This is a genomic window from Rhizobium sp. 2YAF20 (assembly GCF_052114685.1).
GTDB lineage: Bacteria > Pseudomonadota > Alphaproteobacteria > Rhizobiales > Rhizobiaceae > Rhizobium.
In genome coordinates, this window is sequence record NZ_JBFRFF010000005.1 from 179,270 (window position 1) to 194,979 (window position 15,710).

Here is a 15,710-nt window from a genome sequence, read left to right on the forward strand (position 1 = left end):
CCTCATCGAGGCGCCGTTTGCCGTGCCTGTGGATAGAGCTGAAAACTTCTGTCATGAATTCAGGCTATCACGCAGATTCATATGTTCGCACATGTGAACAAAGCGGCGAGGCCCATTTGAACGACGATCTGTCATTTCCGAAGCGTTTCTTCAGGCGATTGAGCCACGAGGGCGCCATCCTGCTGCTCGCCACGCTGATCGGCGCCCTTGCTCTGGCTGAGGGGGTGGGCAAGTTTATCGTCGCCGGGATCTGGCTCATGGCTGTTCTTGTTGCAATGCTGCGCCCGCCATTCGTGATCAAGGCAGAAGCGCCGGTCGCTGCCGAGCCGGCGCCCGTCGATACCGACGCCTTGTTGCGGCCACTGGCCGCTGGTCTTGCCGCACTCGATATGCCGGTGCTGGTGATCGGCAGCGATGCGTCCCTGTTGCTGCAAAACCCTGCTGCCGAGAAGGCGCTTGGTGCGTTTCCGCTTGGCGCGCATATTTCCGCCAAGCTGCGTTCTCCGGTCATCCTCGACATGATACGCGAAACGATCGCAACCAGAACGCCCAACCAGATCGAACATTCCGAGCGGTTGCCCTCCGAACGGGTCTATATCGTCCGGATCGCTCCCGTCGATCTGCAGCAGCCGGCATCACAGACCTTCTTCATGCTGTCTTTCCGCGACATATCGGAACTCCGACTGATCGACCGGATGCGGTCCGATTTTGTCGCCAATGCCAGCCATGAATTGCGGACACCTCTCGCATCGCTGCGTGGTTTCATAGAGACGATTCAGGGGCCAGCGCGCAACGACGCCAAGGCACAGGCGCGGTTCCTCGGCATCATGTTCGATCAGACGACGCGCATGAGCCGCCTCGTCGACGATCTCCTGTCTCTGTCGCGGCTGGAATTGAAATCGCATATCGCGCCCGACCAGAAGGTGGATCTGGTGCCGCTGCTGGGCCACGTCCGAGATTCCCTGCAGCCGCTTGCCGGCGATCTCGATGTCACCATCAATCTGCACTTGCCACAAGGCAAGGTTGAGGTACTGGGCGACCGGGACGAGCTGGTTCAGGTGTTCGAGAACCTGATCGAAAATGCGTGCAAATACGGCCAGGAGGGCAAGGTCGTCGATGTCTCGTTGCACAACGGTACGGCACAGGCGGTCGAAGTCACGGTCTCTGATCATGGTCCCGGAATTCCGTCCGAACATGTGCCGCGCCTGACCGAACGCTTCTATCGCGTCAGCGTTGAGGATAGCCGATCCAAGAAGGGTACCGGGCTCGGTCTTGCGATCGTAAAGCACATTCTGACGCGCCATCGGGCTCGGTTGATCGTCAAATCCGAGGTCGGCAAGGGCACGGACTTCACAGTTCGGTTTTAATCCGGTTTCAGCTCCGCAGTTTTCCCATTATTTTCAAAAGGTTGAACTGTCATAATTGTTTCACTCCCCTGACATAAAAGGGCGATGCTTGGACCGCTAAGAGAAGACGCTGAATGAAGCGATGCCTGTCGTCGCCGTCGCGTTACAGAACGCCCGATTGGAAGATTTTCATGGATGTCTTCGCCGCACACACCGGATTGCATAACGGCCCTCGTGGGCTGACACTGTCTCCGACATCTCATTTCAACTGAGGACCGAAACATGGCTTCGACCCATATTTTTTCCGCCTATGACGACGACCTGAAGTTTCTTTCGCGTCGCATCTCCGAAATGGGCGGCCTTGCCGAGCAGATGGTCAGCGATTCCGTCCGCGCCCTTGTCAATGGCGATGTCGCACTGGCTCAGAAAGTCATCTCCGACGATACCATTCTCGATCATGCCGAACGCGAAGTTGGCGACAAGGCGATCACGACGATCGCACGCCGCCAGCCGATGGCAGCGGACCTTAGAGAAATCATGGGCTCCATCCGCATCGCTTCCGACCTCGAGCGTGTCGGCGATCTTGGCAAGAACACTGCCAAGCGCGTCATCGCAGTCCAGGGCACCGGCGTTCCCCGCCGCCTCGGCCGCGGCATCGAGCATCTCTCCGAACTGGCGCTCGTCCAGCTCAAGGAAGTGCTCGACGTCTATACCACGCGCTCGGCCGATCGGGCTGTCGCCATCCGCGAGCGCGACGAGGAAATCGACGCGATGTACACCTCGCTGTTCCGCGAGATGTTGACCTACATGATGGAAGACCCACGCAATATCACCACCTGCACCCATCTCCTTTTCTGCGCCAAGAATATCGAGCGCATCGGCGACCACGCCACCAACATCGCCGAGACGATCTACTACATGGCGACCGGCGCACAGCCGGAAGGCGAACGCCCCAAGGACGATACCGCCAACACCGTTGGCGCGGTAACGGAATAGCGCTTGCGCCTTTGAAGGAGACCAGAACAGCATGGTTCCAAGAGTTGCCGTTGTAGAAGATGAGGAAGCGCTCAGCGTGCTGCTGCGCTACAATCTCGAGGCCGAAGGCTTCGAGGTCGATACGATCCTGCGGGGAGATGAGGCCGAGCTTCGTCTTCAGGAGCGCACCCCCGATCTTCTGATCCTCGACTGGATGCTGCCCGGCGTGTCCGGCATCGAGCTCTGCCGCCGGCTGCGCATGCGGCCGGACACGGAGCGCCTGCCGATCATCATGCTGACCGCTCGTGGCGAGGAGAGCGAACGCGTGCGTGGCCTGTCTACGGGCGCCGACGACTATGTCGTAAAGCCTTTCTCGACTCCGGAACTGATGGCGCGTGTCAAGGCGATGCTGCGCCGCGCCCGTCCAGAGGTCCTGTCTTCCTTGCTGAAATGCGGAGACATCGAGCTCGATCGGGAAACGCATCGCGTGCACCGCAAGAGCCGCGAGGTTCGCCTCGGGCCGACGGAGTTCCGCCTGCTGGAATTCCTGATGTCCTCGCCGGGCCGCGTCTTCTCGCGCTCGCAGCTGCTCGACGGCGTCTGGGGACATGACATCTATGTCGACGAACGCACCGTCGATGTACATGTCGGCCGCCTGCGCAAGGCGCTCAACTTCTCCAACATGCAGGACGTCATCCGCACCGTTCGTGGTGCGGGCTATTCGATGGAAGCCTGATGTTCAGGTGACGAAAGTTGAAACGGAAAACGGGCCTCGCGGCCCGTTTTTCATTGATGCGCGCAAAGCTGTTAGCGAGCCGCCCTGCGTCGCTCGTGAACGGGCTGGTAAGCCATCTTCTGATGATAGCTGCAATAGGGCGAAGCATCGGGCGATTCATGGCCGCAGAAGTGAAAATCGTCCTTCAGCGGGTCGCCGACCGGCCATTTGCAGGTACGCTCCGTCAATTCCGTCAGACCGAGACGCATCGAGATCGGAACGACAACATTGGAAGCCGGGCGATATGAGACTTCCGGAGCTGCGTCGACGTCGACTTCTTCCTTGAGCATCGCCGAGCCCTGCTGGCGCGCGACCGTGCGGGTCGTAACCCCGCGGGAACCGAAGTTCGAGGACCGGGGGGGCGTGACATTTCGCTTCGGCGCTCGAGCAGAGGTTGCAGAGCCGCCCGACTTGGCTCGGCCTGGCAAGTTAAGGCGATGCACCTTGCCAATAACCGCGTTCCGGCTGACGCCACCGAGCTGCGCTGCAATCTGGCTGGCGCTAAGCCCTTCGGCCCAAAGCTTTGTGAGCCGTTCTACACGCTCGTCTGTCCAATTCATGCCCTGCCTCCGCCTAGCGCTTCCTGATGGCAGAATCCTTCGCCATTGCCCCGATGCAGTCGGGACCTAAAACGCTTTTAAATTGTGGTGACTAGTTCCGCCGCATGCAGTCTAGTAATTGATCTTTAACCTAGTGTGAGCCTGACTCCGTGACAAGAGTCGCAGGAATCTCAGGGAATCGATTTCGGGGTTTTCCCCAACTTGCTTCCTTGTGTGGTATTTCTGCAATACAAGATATTGGGCAATGGCGGCCGTGTCAGGACAATGTGTAGCGCCCCTTCAGCCGTGGGTTTTGTTGACATTGCAGTGCGAAACGTCAATAGTGCCGAGGCCGCCGAAAGGCGGCATTTTTGATTTTTTCGGGGCCGTTTTGCATAGCGAAAACGGCAGCAAAGCAAGGTTTGATCGAAGGATTTGCGCCATGGCCGAGACAGCGCCGCTCTATGACACCTATATGCGGGCTCCCTTGCGTTTCGAGCGAGGCGAGGGCGTATGGCTGATCACGGAAAGCGGCGAGCGATATCTCGACTTCGGCGCCGGCGTTGCCGTCAGCTCGCTCGGCCACGGACATCCCCATCTGGTCGGCGCTTTGAAAGAACAGGCCGACAAAGTTTGGCACCTTTCCAACCTTTACGAGGTGCCGGGCCAGGAAACGCTTGGCAAGCGTCTGACGGAAGCTACGTTCGCCGACAAGGTGTTCTTCACAAACTCCGGCGCCGAGGCCCTGGAATGCGCGATCAAGACGGCGCGGCGTTACCAGTTCGTCAAGGGCCATCCGGAACGCTTCCACGTCATCACCTTCGAAGGTGCATTTCACGGCCGGACGATTGCGACGATCGCCGCTGGCGGCCAGGAGAAGTATCTCGAAGGCTTCGGCCCCAAGGCCCCCGGATTCGATCAGGTGCCCTTCGGTGACATCGAGGCGGTGCGTGCGGCGATTTCAGAAGAAACGGCGGCGATTCTGATCGAGCCGGTGCAGGGCGAAGGCGGCATCCGCCCGGCCACCAACGAATTCATGCGGGCGCTGCGCGAAATCTGTGACGAACACGATCTTCTTCTCATCCTCGACGAAGTCCAATCGGGCGTCGGGCGGACGGGCAAGCTTTTCGCGCATGAATGGGCCGGCATCACGCCCGACATTATGGCAGTCGCCAAGGGCATCGGCGGCGGCTTTCCGCTCGGCGCCTGCCTTGCAACGGCAAATGCCGCCTCCGGCATGAAGGCCGGTACCCATGGTTCGACCTATGGCGGCAATCCGCTCGCCATGGCGGTCGGCAATGCTGTGCTGGACATAATCCTGGCCGATGGCTTCCTGCAGCATGTGAACGATGTGGCGCTGGTCTTCCGCCAGGGCCTCGCCTCGCTGAAGGATCGCTTTCCCGACATCATCGAGGATGTCCGTGGCGAGGGGCTGATGCTCGGCATCAAGGCGGCGGTTCCCTCGGCGGAATTGCTGCAGGCCATCCGCGCCCAGCATCTGCTTGCCATCCCGGCTGGCGACAACGTGCTCCGCCTGCTTCCGCCGCTCGTCACGACCGCGGAGGAAGCCAGAGAGGGCCTTGCTCGCGTCGAGCGCGCCGCCGAGACCCTGCGCGCTTCCCGCGTCAGAAAATCGGCATGAGTTCATCGCCCGCAATTCGGGGCGTTATTGCCCCGCAGCGGGCGTTGTTGTTTCCAGAGTACGGATAAAGATTATGGCTTCACCGAAACACTTTCTCGATCTATCGGCGGTGAAGGCCTCCGATCTTCGCACCATCATCGATGACGCGCTCGTTCGCAAGTTGGCGACCAAGGCCGGAACCGCCGACAGGCCGCTTGCCGGCAAGATGCTGGCGATGATCTTCGAGAAGCCCTCGACCCGCACGCGTGTTTCCTTCGATGTCGGCATGCGCCAGCTCGGCGGCGAGACGCTTTTCCTTTCCGGCACGGAAATGCAGCTCGGCCGCGCCGAGACCATCGGCGATACGGCAAAGGTCCTGTCGCGTTATGTCGACGCCATCATGATCCGCACGACCGAGCATTCGCGCCTGTTGGAGCTGGCGGAACACGCCACGGTTCCTGTCATCAACGCGCTGACCGACGACACGCACCCCTGCCAGATCATGGCCGATGTGATGACCTTCGAGGAGCATCGCGGGCCGATCAAGGGCAAGACGCTGGCCTGGACCGGCGACGGGAACAATGTGCTCCATTCGCTTGTCGAGGGTGCTGCCCGTTTCGGCTATCGCATGAATATGGCGGTACCCCTTGGTTCGGAGCCTAAGGATCACTATTTGAACTGGGCCCGCAATGAGGGCGCCGAAATCATGCTCACGCATGATGCAGACCGTGCGGTTGCCGGCGTCGATTGTGTGGTTACCGATACCTGGGTTTCCATGAATCAGGAACACCGGGCTCGCGGTCACAACGTCTTCCAGCCCTATCAGGTCAACGCGGCTTTGATGGCACAGGCCGGCAAGGACGCGTTGTTCATGCATTGCCTGCCCGCCCATCGCGGGGAGGAAGTGACTGACGAAGTGATCGATGGTCCGCAATCCGTTGTTTTCGATGAGGCGGAAAACCGTCTTCATGCGCAAAAGTCGATTCTTGCTTGGTGCCTGGGCGCAATCTGAGGATTTCAAGAACTGCGACGAATGGATCGCGGCCGCGCGAGCGGAGCGCCGCTCCGGAAGGCTAGGAGAGTAAGCATGGCGGAAAGTGCAGCATCGCTGGGTCAGTTCGACTTTGCAGGCGATGATCATGTCGTCCCTTTTCAGGTCGAGAATCTCGACGTTCGTGGCCGTGCCGTGCAGCTCGGCCCGATGCTCGACGCGATTTTGGAGCGCCATCGCTATCCGGCTCCGGTTGCCCGGCTTCTGGCCGAGGCTATCGTGCTCACTGTGTTGCTGGGCACCTCGTTGAAGTTCGACGGCAAGTTCATGGTGCAGACCAAGGGCGACGGCCCGGTAGATCTGCTCGTCGCCGATTTCTCGACGCCGGAAAATGTCCGCGCTTATGCCCGGTTCAACGAGGAGGCGCTTGAAAAGGCGATTGCCCTTGGCGAGACCGAGCCGGAGCAATTGCTCGGCAAGGGTGTTCTCGCCTTCACGATCGACCAGGGTCAGTATTCGCAGCCCTATCAGGGCATCGTCGAGCTGGACGGTACATCGCTCGAGGAGATTGCCGGGGTCTATTTCCGCCAGTCGGAGCAGATACCGACCCGCGTCCGCCTTGGCGCGGCGGAGCTTTTCGACCGGGATGAGACGGGCAAGCCGCGTCATCGCTGGCGCGCCGGCGGCCTGATCGCACAGTTCCTGCCACAGGCATCGGAACGCATGCGCCAGCCGGACCTGCATGGCGGCGACGGCGATACCGGCGTGCGCAATCACACGGACGATGACGCCTGGGCGGAAGCGCGCTCGCTGGTTGAAACGATCGATGCGGACGAACTGACCGATCCGCTCGTCGGCACAGAGCGTCTCTTGTTTCGGCTGTTCCACGAGCGCGGCGTGCGAGCCTATCCGCCGCAGCGGGTTTTCGACCGGTGCAGCTGCTCGCGCGACAAGATCAAGGGCGTGCTCAAGGGTTTTTCCGCCGAAGAGATTGCAGCCAGCGAAGAGGATGGCGAGATCGCGGTCACCTGCGAGTTCTGTTCGACCACCTACCGCTACGATCCTTCGGAGCTCAAGACTGAGGCCTGAAGGTGCGGCGCATCCTCAGTTCAGGGTGCGCAACAGGCCCGGCGAGTCCAATGAGAAGGCGGGGATTTCGACATCGAACTGCTCCCCGTCCTCCGCCTCCATATGATAGTGGCCGAACATCATGCCGGATGGCGTATCGAGCGGGCAGCCCGATGAATATTCGTAGGTATCACCCGGGTTCAGATGCGGTTGCTCACCGACGACACCAGGCCCCGTGACCTCGTCCACCTGTCCGTTCTGGTCCGTAATGTGCCAATAACGCGTGATTAGGCGCACGGCGACATCGGAGTGGTTCGAGATGACGATGCGATAGCCCCAGACGTAACGATCGTCATCCGGATCGGATTGCTCCTCCAGATAAAACGGCTCGACGACAACCTCGATATCTCGTGTTAGGGCGCGATACATACCTGACACCTTAGACGTATTGAGTTACCGATATCCTATAGGCTTCAATATCCGTCAAGGAACGGATTGGTGAATCGGGCATTAACGGTCAGATTTATGCGCTTTATCGAATATTAAGGATAATTCCGAAGGTTAACGCGGCAATGGTCGCTCCGGTTCGAAAATCCACGTCTCGTGCGCGCGATTGTGCTAGCGCCGAACGTTGCAGTCTCGCCCGGACTGAGCCGAGCGAGAATCGCTGTCAAAGTTAGGCAGTCACCTGTTTCAGCGCCCGCGCGAAATCCTCGAGGAGATCGTCGGTGTCTTCAATGCCGGCGGAGTAACGGACAGTCCCTGCAGAAATTCCGAGTTCGGCGCGCGCCTCGTCGGTCAGGTTCTTGTGCGTTGTCGTTGCCGGATGCGTGATCAGGCTCTTGCTGTCGCCGAGATTGTTGGAAATCCTGGTGATCTCAAGCGCGTTCTGCAGCGCGAACGCGGCGTCCTTGCCGCCCTTCATCTCGAAGGCGATCAGCGTCGATCCGCCTGTCATCTGCTTTGCGATGATGTCAGCCTGCGGATGGTCCTTACGGCCGGGATAGATCACTTTGCCGACTTTGCCGTGCTCGGCCAGGAAGTCGGCGATTGCCGCGGCGTTCTGCGTCTGCTGCTTGACGCGCAAGGGCAGCGTCTCGATGCCTTTGAGCAGCGTCCAGGCGTTGAACGGCGACATTGCCGGGCCGGTATGGCGGAAATAGTCGTGCAGATGCTCGTCGATCCAGGCCTTGTCGGAAAGAACGACACCGCCGAGGCAGCGGCCCTGACCGTCGATGTGCTTTGTTGCGGAATAGACGACCACATGCGCACCAAGCTCAAGCGGCTTCTGGAAAAGCGGGGTCGCAAAGACGTTGTCAACGACAAGCTTGGCGCCGATCTGATCGGCGAGCTTTGCAACGCCTGCGATATCGATCACTTCGAGCGTCGGGTTGGTCGGGCTTTCCAGGAAGAAAACCTTGGTATTCGGCTGGATCGCCCGTTCCCAGTTTTCAAGGAACCGACCATCGACCAGTGTACACTCGATGCCGTATTTCGGCGCAAGTGTCTCGACGACCCAGCGGCAGGAGCCGAAGAGCGCGCGGGCTGCGACGATATGGTCGCCAGCCTTCAACTGGCAGAGGATCGCGGCGGTAACCGCGGCCATGCCCGATGCGGTGGCGCGCGCATCGTCGGCGCCTTCCAGCATGCACATCCGCTTTTCGAACATGTCGTTGGTCGGGCTGCCGTAGCGGGCATAGATGAAGCCTTCGGTCTCGCCCTTGAAACGCGCTTCGGCGGCCTCAGACGTGTCGTAGACAAACCCTTGTGTCAGATAGATCGCTTCCGATGTCTCGCCGAATTGGGAGCGGAGCGTGCCGCCGTGAACGAGCTGCGTTGCGGGGCGCCAGGTCTTGGTCATATCGTTACCACCTTCGTGATACAAAAAAACCGGTCGCAAAAGCAGACCGGTTTTCAACCCGGTCTTTTTAGCCATTTATTTAACGTGGCTGCAAGCCGACCGGCCAAATCACCACGGGATAAGATTGCAATACTGCTGTTGAACGCTTGCGTCAATTCCCTGAGTTTGGTTTTGTCTGCGGCAAATTGAGGATGGGCAAAATGGCTCGCGATACAGGAATTTTGGCGGATCGAGCAATCGCGGCGCTGTTTGAGACCGGCAGGCTGACGACGGACAAGGAGCTTGACCGCGACCAGATCCAACCGGCAAGCCTCGATCTCAGGCTCGGCGCCAAGGCCTTCCGCGTGCGCGCCAGCTTCATGCCCGGCCCCTCGCACCTGGTCTCCGACAAGCTTGATCGCCTCAGCCTGCACGTGATCGACCTTACCGAGAGCGCAGTGCTCGAAACCGGCTGCGTCTATATCGTGCCGCTGATGGAGCACCTCGATCTGCCGGCCGGCATGTCGGCTTCCGCCAATCCGAAGAGCTCCACCGGAAGGCTCGATATCTTCACCCGCGTCATTACCGATTATGCGCAGGAGTTCGACAAGATCCCGGCCGGTTACTCAGGTCCGCTTTACCTCGAGATCAGCCCCCGCACGTTCCCCATTGTCGTCAGGCGGGGTTCGCGCCTGTCGCAGATACGCTTCCGTGTCGGCCATTCGGTATTGTCGGAGCCACAATTGCTGGAATTGCATGTCGCCGAGACCCTGGTCGCCAGCAGCAGGCCGAACGTGACGGGCGGCGGCATCGCGCTCTCGATTGATCTCAAAGGCGATGAAGAAGGTCTGATCGGATATCGCGGCAAGCACCACACGGCGGTCGTGGACGTCGACAAGAAGGCCCAGCACGACATTTTCGACTTCTGGGAACCGCTCTACAGCCGCGGCCGCACAGAACTGATACTCGATCCGGACGAATTCTATATTCTCGTCTCGCGTGAGGCGGTGCACGTGCCGCCGCATTTCGCCGCCGAGATGACACCCTACGATCCGCTGGTCGGCGAATTCCGGGTGCATTACGCAGGCTTTTTTGACCCCGGTTTCGGTCACGCCCCGGCCGGCGGTCGTGGGAGCCGCGCCGTGCTTGAAGTCAGAAGCCACGAGGTGCCGTTCATCCTCGAAGACGGCCAGATCGTCGGCCGCCTCGTCTACGAGCACATGCTGGAACCGCCCTCGAGCCTCTATGGCACCGGCCTCGGCTCGAATTACCAAGCCCAGGGCCTGAAGCTCTCAAAGCATTTCCGCCTCTGAACCCACCTCTTTCCGCCTTGACAGCGGCTAGGTTCTGTTGAAAGTCTTCCCCTATTGGCGGGTGTAGCTCAATGGTAGAGCAGCAGCTTCCCAAGCTGAATACGAGGGTTCGATTCCCTTCACCCGCTCCATCAATCTTTTCAATAGATTAAGGGATACTTTGATCCCTTTTATTTTGCCAGTTTTACAGCCAGTTTTGCAGATTATCGTTCTCATGTCGTTCCAGCCGTCGCCTTTTGGCCGCCGGCTACTGCGGTCACCGCGCGGCGTGCCGATCAGACGAGGTTGGTCACAACGTCGATGTTGCCGTGCGTCGCCTTGGAGTACGGGCAGATGCCGTGTGCCGCATCGATCAGTTCGCGCGCAACCGCACGGTCAACGCCCGGTACGCTGACGTTGAGGCGCGCCCGCAGGAAGAAGGAGCCGGCGTCTAAGTTCAGATCGATCTCGGCATCGACCGCGATACCCTCAGGAAGCTTGACGTGTCTCTGGGAGGCGGCAAGCTCGATCGCTCCCATGTAGCAGGCCGACCAGGCGGCACCGAATAGGTTTTCAGCGGCCGGGTGCGGCTCCTTCATCTTGATGTCCAACTGGCCGTCGCTACTGCGTGCTCCGCCGTCGCGACCGTTAGTATTGTGGGTCTTGCCAGTGAAGAGAACTTTCTCAGTCATAATGCAATCCTTTCGAATACCGTTAAGACGCATCCGATTGTAACACCGACGCCTGACCTCTGCACGGGAAAGGGAATGGTCCCACAAAGGGCTAACAGATGGCGCTGACAAGCTTCTCCTTCGCGCAATTAGCGGTCATCACGGAAAGCCTCGGATAATTATCCGTGGTCCCAACCTCGGCCACCGCGATCTAATTCGGACTCCCGCTTATTCGGGTAATACTCGCGCTTATTTTCGAGTCCAAAGAATAGTGTTCCGTGTATCCCCTATATTTCACTTTTTCCGGATTGGTGTTGACGCTATTCCAGCGATGATTTCACCTGATGCTAGAGCGCCGAACCTTTTGATAACATCTTCAATAAATTCAATATTCTGCGGTGTCACAGAAATCAGGAGAACGAGTATGAGCTTGGCTTGCGGTTGGTATCGCGCCATGAGCCGGATCAGTTGAAAAGGCTTGAAACGCTTTGCTCCTTGGCGGTGCGGACGAGGGCTTCGCCGATCAGCGGCGCGATAGTCAGGCGTCGGATATTGGCGGTTTGGCGATGAGCTTCGGTTTCTTCAATGGAATCGGTCACCACCAATTCCTTAAGGTTGCTGGCACCAATGCGTCCGCAGGCACCGGCGGACAGCACACCATGGGTGATATAGGCGGAAACCTCCCTGGCACCAGCTTCCAGCAGGGCTTCGGCCGCATTGATCAGCGTGCCGCCGCTATCGACGATGTCGTCGATCAAAAGACAACTTTGCCCGGACACATCGCCAATGATGTTCATCACTTCCGACACTCCGGCGCGGGGTCGCCGTTTATCGACGATGGCAAGATCGGCACCAATGCGCTTTGCGATGGCGCGAGCCCGCGCCACGCCGCCCACGTCGGGCGAAACGATCATCAAGTTCTTGGTGTCGTAGTGCTTTTCAATGTCGCGGGTCATCACCGGCGCTGCATAAAGATTATCGGTCGGAATATCGAAAAAGCCCTGAATCTGGTCGGTATGAAGATCGACCGTGATGACGCGGTTAACACCGGCACCGGCAATTAGATTGGCGACCAACTTGGCCGAGATCGGAGTGCGGCCGACGGCGCGGCGATCCTGGCGGGCATAGCCGAAATAAGGGATTACGGCAGTGATCCGGCGGGCCGATGAGCGGCGCAGCGCATCGGTCAGGATCAGCAACTCCATCAGATTGCCGTCGGCGGGGGAACTCGTCGACTGGAGAATGAACACGTCCTCGCCGCGCACATTCTCATGGATTTCAACGTAGATTTCCTGGTCGGCGAAGCGCTTGACTGTACAGTCTGTGAGGGGAAGCTCTAGGTAGCTGGCAATGGCTTGGGCGAGGGCGCGGTTGGAGTTACCGGTCACCAGCTTCATTAGCGCGATCCTGTTTCAAGGAGCCTACGAGAGGAAAAGAGCTTCCCGTTTCGCGTGCACCTTTAGAGCCTTCCCCTGGAATTGCAACGGAGCACCTCGCATTACTTGCGAATGGGCGAGAAAATTGTGGAGAAATCAAGATTTATCTGTCGCTGAAGACGGCGCTTCGAGACTGACTTTGACGGCAGCTCGAATGACCGCTTTGCGCGGCCGAGAGGCGAATTTCCTCACGGTCGGATCGCGCCAACTGCGGTCATCCCGGCCGCAGAACTTGTGACGTCTACTCGATCTGCGTAGCGAGGTAAAAGTGACTACCCATGCTCTCAATACTGGGCTCTGACGTGTCACCATTGAGCGGAACCAAACTGGAGCCCTCCACGTAGTTCTTCTGAGAGCCGGATCCCGAATTATTGAACAGTCTGCTTCGAACTTCATCGGTCCAAGTGGACAATGGCGATGCGATCTGGTCGGTCTCATCGTAAATCAACGTCGATTCAATGCTGGACGCTCCAAATCCACCACCTTGGTCCCCCCACAGCCAGTGCATCAATAGGGGGTGATCTTTCGAGGCGGCACAGTCGGCAACATCCTTCAGAAAATCAGACTTACGGTATTCAAAGCGCAGCCGATCGGGGTTGATGCCAACATGGCCGAGCCCGACAATGGGTGCGAACCCAAGGATAGGCGCGACAAATACAGACACAGCGCGCCGCAATGAAATTGTTGTGGGACACATTGCCTCCATCTTCGGGCATGCATGCGCAGCCGACAATGTATCAACAGCGCTCAAGCAGCGAGCAGGTCTGCAACTTCACCGTGTTTTGACAGGAGCCGGGGGGCGCTCATGTCGCCGGTCTCTTCGTCGACCATGACGGCATAGGCGGCGACCCCGACAAAGCGATCGGCCATTGCGGCGGCAATCTTCTCAGCACTTGCAGCATTCGATGCCTGTCGCATCTCGCCGGATACGAGATTGCCGCGATTGCGCCTGTAGGGAAGGATAATGAATTTCTCGGCTGCCATGTCTATCACCTCTCGTTGTTCTACAAATGTTCTCATTTCCGGTGAATGTCAAGCTGCCAACCGACCAGGCGTGAAATTGCGGCGGCACGGCGTGGCGGGCTCGACGGCCTTCATTGCGTCTTCGTCTTTGCAACTTTCGAAGACGGTGCATCTGGCGTCTTATGCCAGAAGAAGGGGTCTGACCTGAGCTCGAAGACGGCCCGCCAAACGGCCGCTCGAATGAGGGAGGGCGCTGCGATGACGAGCGAGAGCCTCAGGTCGGGAAGCGAGCGATCGATTTGCGATCTCGTCAATCTGTCGTGCCTGTGGCGCAATTGCTGTCAAAAGACGCGCGCCGCGAACGCGTTAGCCGCAGAGCTGTGGGGTTCAACAGTTGGCTATCGAGATTGAAGTCGTCGACAACCGTGCCATCCTCGATCCTGTCGAGGCAAGGCAGGCGCAATGCGCGCGCGATCGCGCCACAATGGGCACTCTCCTCAACCCATCCATTGGCGATCAGCTCCTGCTCAATGCTTGTTCCGTTGGCCATGGCATTTTGAGCGTCCCGCTCGAGATAGCGTTTGCCGAAACCAAGTTCAGCGAGCATCGCCATTTCGGCAGGCAGCTCTTCGGTAAGTTGCACGAGCTCCACTACGCTCGTCAAAGGCAACCGCGCAGCTGCAGCCGGGACGCTGTTGGTTACAGGGACGGTTTGTGGCGGATGTTCCCCGATGCGCATGACTCTGTTACACAGTTCCCAAGATCGGTACCCCGGACAGAAGGCGTCCCCAAGATCAAACTCGGGAGTGGATGACAGTGATGTGGAAGCCGCTTACATCCCTTGATTTGAAGGGGTTTTGCAATTTTAGCGCGATCCTGGCTGCATTTTTATGCGCAGCGCCCGTTTTCGGGCAAGAGCCTTCGACCTCGAATTTGCCGATCCTCTTCGATTCGCGCGAACGCCTGCCAAAGCCCGACCTTTCCTCTCTCGTGCGGCTGCGCTTCCTGACCTCGGTTGATTTTCCGCCGTTCAATTTTGCCGATCAGTCGGGCAAGCTTGCCGGCTTCCACGTCGATCTGGTGCGTGAAATCTGCGACGAACTCGCTATCGCTGAGAAGTGCCAGATACAGGCCATGCCGTTCGGCGATCTGCAGGATGCATTGGCTGCGTCACAGGGGGATGCGGTCATCGCCGGTATTGCGGTGACGCCCGGTTTGCGCGAGCGCTTCGCCTTCTCGCGCCCCTTCCTGCAACTGCCCGCCCGTTTCGCCCGCAATCTGAAGACGGCGCCGATCAAGGGCGCGACTGTCGCAAGCCTTGCCGGGCGGTCCGTCGGCGTCGTCAGGTCAACGGCGCATGAGGCGATGCTTGCCGCATTCTTTCCGGCGATCAAGCCGGTTGCCTTCGACAGCAAGGACGCGCTTCTGGCCGCCCTCAAGGAGGGAAAGGTCGATGCGGTCTTCGCCGATGGCCTGCAGCTATCCTTCTGGGTCTCGTCGCCGGCTGCAGAAAAATGTTGCGCTTTGTTTGACGGCCCCTATCTCTCGCAGCAGTTCCTCGGCGAAGGGATGACGATCATGCTGCGACAACAGGATGCCGAGCTTACCGCGGCGATCAACCATGCGCTGGCGACATTGTCGCGCAACGGCCGACTGCAGGAGATCTACCTGCGCTATTTCCCGCACGGATTATACTGAGGCAGCTCTAACCCTTGCGGTATCGGGCGATGGCACTGCGCTCGATGGCAGCGCAGGTAAGCTTGCCGAGTTCTAGGCGGTCGCGCAGTAGCGCCAGCAGCCGCAGTTCCTCCGCCTTGACCGAGAGGTCGGCCGAAGCAACTTCCACGGCGAGTGCATAGGCTGTGTCGTAGAGGCGCGAGGGGAGGGTATCGCGCACGGTTTCCAGCACGATATCAAGTCCTTCCGGGCCGGATAAAAGCGTGGCGCAATCGCGCGACACCGAGATCAGCCGGTCCTCGTCGAAGCCGTCGAACACCGGCAACGCCTGGATCAGTTCTCCGATCCGGCTAAGCTCGCGGTCGTTCATTGTCCGGTCGACGGCCGATGCCATCACCATCACGTAAATCAATGCCTCGTGGGCGGAAAGCGGCCTGTTCATCTCTGCGGCAAAGTCCTCTGTGGTTCGTTCCAGAGTAGGAAGTCGGATGGGCAATGACAAGGGCGGACATGTCC

The 15,710-nt window shown here is 59.2% G+C and carries 17 protein-coding genes, 1 tRNA gene and 1 riboswitch; of the genes, 9 read left to right on the plus strand and 9 right to left on the minus strand.

The features are described 5' to 3' along the window. Positions 1–53: 53 nt before the first annotated feature. The 3 genes from phoR to phoB all read left to right on the plus strand — a co-directional run bounded on the left by phoR (position 54) and on the right by phoB (position 3,057). Positions 54–1,367 (plus strand): phosphate regulon sensor histidine kinase PhoR, encoded by a 1,314-nt coding sequence (gene phoR, locus AB4Z52_RS10070; RefSeq protein ID WP_442217762.1) that lies wholly within the window; start codon positions 54–56, stop codon positions 1,365–1,367. A 261-nt stretch (positions 1,368–1,628) separates the two neighbouring features. Next, the gene (gene phoU, locus AB4Z52_RS10075) at positions 1,629–2,342 is read left to right on the plus strand and encodes a phosphate signaling complex protein PhoU (RefSeq protein WP_442217763.1); all 714 of its coding nucleotides are present in this window, start codon (positions 1,629–1,631) and stop codon (positions 2,340–2,342) included. A gap of 31 nt (positions 2,343–2,373) precedes the next feature. Then, positions 2,374–3,057 carry a phosphate regulon transcriptional regulator PhoB gene (phoB, locus tag AB4Z52_RS10080; RefSeq protein ID WP_442217764.1) on the plus strand — a complete coding sequence of 228 codons (684 nt, stop codon included), beginning with the start codon at positions 2,374–2,376 and terminating at the stop codon, positions 3,055–3,057. Between the two features lie 71 nt (positions 3,058–3,128). On the opposite strand, the gene AB4Z52_RS10085 is transcribed toward phoB, so the two are convergent. Then, positions 3,129–3,656: a GcrA family cell cycle regulator gene (locus AB4Z52_RS10085; RefSeq protein WP_442217765.1), complete on the minus strand. Its 528-nt coding sequence runs from the start codon at positions 3,654–3,656 to the stop codon at positions 3,129–3,131. Positions 3,657–4,077: 421 nt separating this feature from the next. On the opposite strand from AB4Z52_RS10085, the gene AB4Z52_RS10090 reads away from it, so the two are divergent. The 3 genes from AB4Z52_RS10090 (at position 4,078) to AB4Z52_RS10100 (ending at position 7,336) form a co-directional block, all read left to right on the plus strand. After that, entirely contained in the window at positions 4,078–5,277 is a 1,200-nt protein-coding gene (locus tag AB4Z52_RS10090) for an aspartate aminotransferase family protein (RefSeq protein WP_442217766.1), read from the plus strand. 73 nt (positions 5,278–5,350) lie between these two features. Further along, positions 5,351–6,268 (plus strand): ornithine carbamoyltransferase, encoded by a 918-nt coding sequence (argF, locus tag AB4Z52_RS10095; protein WP_442217767.1) that lies wholly within the window; start codon positions 5,351–5,353, stop codon positions 6,266–6,268. Between the two features lie 75 nt (positions 6,269–6,343). Beyond that, on the plus strand, positions 6,344–7,336 hold the full coding sequence (locus tag AB4Z52_RS10100; protein WP_442217768.1) for an Hsp33 family molecular chaperone: 993 nt from the start codon (positions 6,344–6,346) through the stop codon (positions 7,334–7,336). Positions 7,337–7,351: 15 nt separating this feature from the next. Here the strand turns inward: AB4Z52_RS10100 and apaG are convergent, their stop codons facing one another. Beyond that, positions 7,352–7,744, minus strand: a complete 393-nt coding sequence (gene apaG / locus AB4Z52_RS10105; protein ID WP_442217769.1) for a Co2+/Mg2+ efflux protein ApaG — start codon at positions 7,742–7,744, stop codon at positions 7,352–7,354. Positions 7,745–7,991: 247 nt separating this feature from the next. After that, entirely contained in the window at positions 7,992–9,176 is a 1,185-nt protein-coding gene (locus tag AB4Z52_RS10110) for an O-succinylhomoserine sulfhydrylase (RefSeq protein WP_442217770.1), read from the minus strand. 46 nt (positions 9,177–9,222) lie between these two features. Further along, a riboswitch (SAM riboswitch) is annotated at positions 9,223–9,301 on the minus strand. 75 nt (positions 9,302–9,376) lie between these two features. Between AB4Z52_RS10110 and AB4Z52_RS10115 the strand changes: the two genes are divergently transcribed. Together AB4Z52_RS10115 and AB4Z52_RS10120 are read left to right on the plus strand one after the other, a co-directional pair. Then, entirely contained in the window at positions 9,377–10,468 is a 1,092-nt protein-coding gene (locus tag AB4Z52_RS10115) for a 2'-deoxycytidine 5'-triphosphate deaminase (protein WP_442217771.1), read from the plus strand. Positions 10,469–10,525: 57 nt separating this feature from the next. Then, positions 10,526–10,599 (plus strand) — tRNA-Gly (locus tag AB4Z52_RS10120). A gap of 144 nt (positions 10,600–10,743) precedes the next feature. Here the strand turns inward: AB4Z52_RS10120 and AB4Z52_RS10125 are convergent. From AB4Z52_RS10125 to AB4Z52_RS10145, 5 genes are all read right to left on the minus strand, one after another. Beyond that, entirely contained in the window at positions 10,744–11,139 is a 396-nt protein-coding gene (locus AB4Z52_RS10125; protein WP_442217772.1) for an Ohr family peroxiredoxin, read from the minus strand. 443 nt (positions 11,140–11,582) lie between these two features. Continuing rightward, positions 11,583–12,515 (minus strand): ribose-phosphate pyrophosphokinase, encoded by a 933-nt coding sequence (locus tag AB4Z52_RS10130; protein WP_442217773.1) that lies wholly within the window; start codon positions 12,513–12,515, stop codon positions 11,583–11,585. Between the two features lie 280 nt (positions 12,516–12,795). Beyond that, a complete protein-coding gene (locus AB4Z52_RS10135) occupies positions 12,796–13,218 on the minus strand; it encodes a hypothetical protein (protein ID WP_442217774.1) in 423 nt (140 codons plus the stop codon). Between the two features lie 83 nt (positions 13,219–13,301). Continuing rightward, entirely contained in the window at positions 13,302–13,538 is a 237-nt protein-coding gene (locus AB4Z52_RS10140) for a hypothetical protein (protein WP_442217775.1), read from the minus strand. Between the two features lie 289 nt (positions 13,539–13,827). Next, positions 13,828–14,160, minus strand: a complete 333-nt coding sequence (locus AB4Z52_RS10145; protein ID WP_442217776.1) for a hypothetical protein — start codon at positions 14,158–14,160, stop codon at positions 13,828–13,830. A gap of 176 nt (positions 14,161–14,336) precedes the next feature. Between AB4Z52_RS10145 and AB4Z52_RS10150 the strand changes: the two genes are divergently transcribed. Next, the gene (locus tag AB4Z52_RS10150) at positions 14,337–15,215 is read left to right on the plus strand and encodes a transporter substrate-binding domain-containing protein (RefSeq protein ID WP_442217777.1); all 879 of its coding nucleotides are present in this window, start codon (positions 14,337–14,339) and stop codon (positions 15,213–15,215) included. Between the two features lie 7 nt (positions 15,216–15,222). Here the strand turns inward: AB4Z52_RS10150 and AB4Z52_RS10155 are convergent, their stop codons facing one another. Then, positions 15,223–15,636, minus strand: coding sequence for a tellurite resistance TerB family protein (locus AB4Z52_RS10155; RefSeq protein WP_442217778.1), 414 nt, complete (start codon positions 15,634–15,636; stop codon positions 15,223–15,225). Positions 15,637–15,710: the final 74 nt, after the last annotated feature.

What these genes read in the sequence shown, in the direction of transcription:
- AB4Z52_RS10155 (WP_442217778.1), bottom strand. Translation starts at nt 15,636, where the DNA reads ATGAACAGGCCGCTTTCCGCCCACGAGGCATTGATTTACGTGATGGTG.
- phoR (WP_442217762.1), top strand. Translation starts at nt 54, where the DNA reads ATGAATTCAGGCTATCACGCAGATTCATATGTTCGCACATGTGAACAA.
- AB4Z52_RS10090 (WP_442217766.1), top strand. Translation starts at nt 4,078, where the DNA reads ATGGCCGAGACAGCGCCGCTCTATGACACCTATATGCGGGCTCCCTTG.
- AB4Z52_RS10115 (WP_442217771.1), top strand. Translation starts at nt 9,377, where the DNA reads ATGGCTCGCGATACAGGAATTTTGGCGGATCGAGCAATCGCGGCGCTG.
- apaG (WP_442217769.1), bottom strand. Translation starts at nt 7,744, where the DNA reads ATGTATCGCGCCCTAACACGAGATATCGAGGTTGTCGTCGAGCCGTTT.
- AB4Z52_RS10110 (WP_442217770.1), bottom strand. Translation starts at nt 9,176, where the DNA reads ATGACCAAGACCTGGCGCCCCGCAACGCAGCTCGTTCACGGCGGCACG.
- argF (WP_442217767.1), top strand. Translation starts at nt 5,351, where the DNA reads ATGGCTTCACCGAAACACTTTCTCGATCTATCGGCGGTGAAGGCCTCC.
- AB4Z52_RS10130 (WP_442217773.1), bottom strand. Translation starts at nt 12,515, where the DNA reads ATGAAGCTGGTGACCGGTAACTCCAACCGCGCCCTCGCCCAAGCCATT.
- phoU (WP_442217763.1), top strand. Translation starts at nt 1,629, where the DNA reads ATGGCTTCGACCCATATTTTTTCCGCCTATGACGACGACCTGAAGTTT.
- AB4Z52_RS10140 (WP_442217775.1), bottom strand. Translation starts at nt 13,538, where the DNA reads ATGGCAGCCGAGAAATTCATTATCCTTCCCTACAGGCGCAATCGCGGC.
- AB4Z52_RS10125 (WP_442217772.1), bottom strand. Translation starts at nt 11,139, where the DNA reads ATGACTGAGAAAGTTCTCTTCACTGGCAAGACCCACAATACTAACGGT.
- AB4Z52_RS10100 (WP_442217768.1), top strand. Translation starts at nt 6,344, where the DNA reads ATGGCGGAAAGTGCAGCATCGCTGGGTCAGTTCGACTTTGCAGGCGAT.
- AB4Z52_RS10085 (WP_442217765.1), bottom strand. Translation starts at nt 3,656, where the DNA reads ATGAATTGGACAGACGAGCGTGTAGAACGGCTCACAAAGCTTTGGGCC.
- AB4Z52_RS10150 (WP_442217777.1), top strand. Translation starts at nt 14,337, where the DNA reads ATGTGGAAGCCGCTTACATCCCTTGATTTGAAGGGGTTTTGCAATTTT.
- phoB (WP_442217764.1), top strand. Translation starts at nt 2,374, where the DNA reads ATGGTTCCAAGAGTTGCCGTTGTAGAAGATGAGGAAGCGCTCAGCGTG.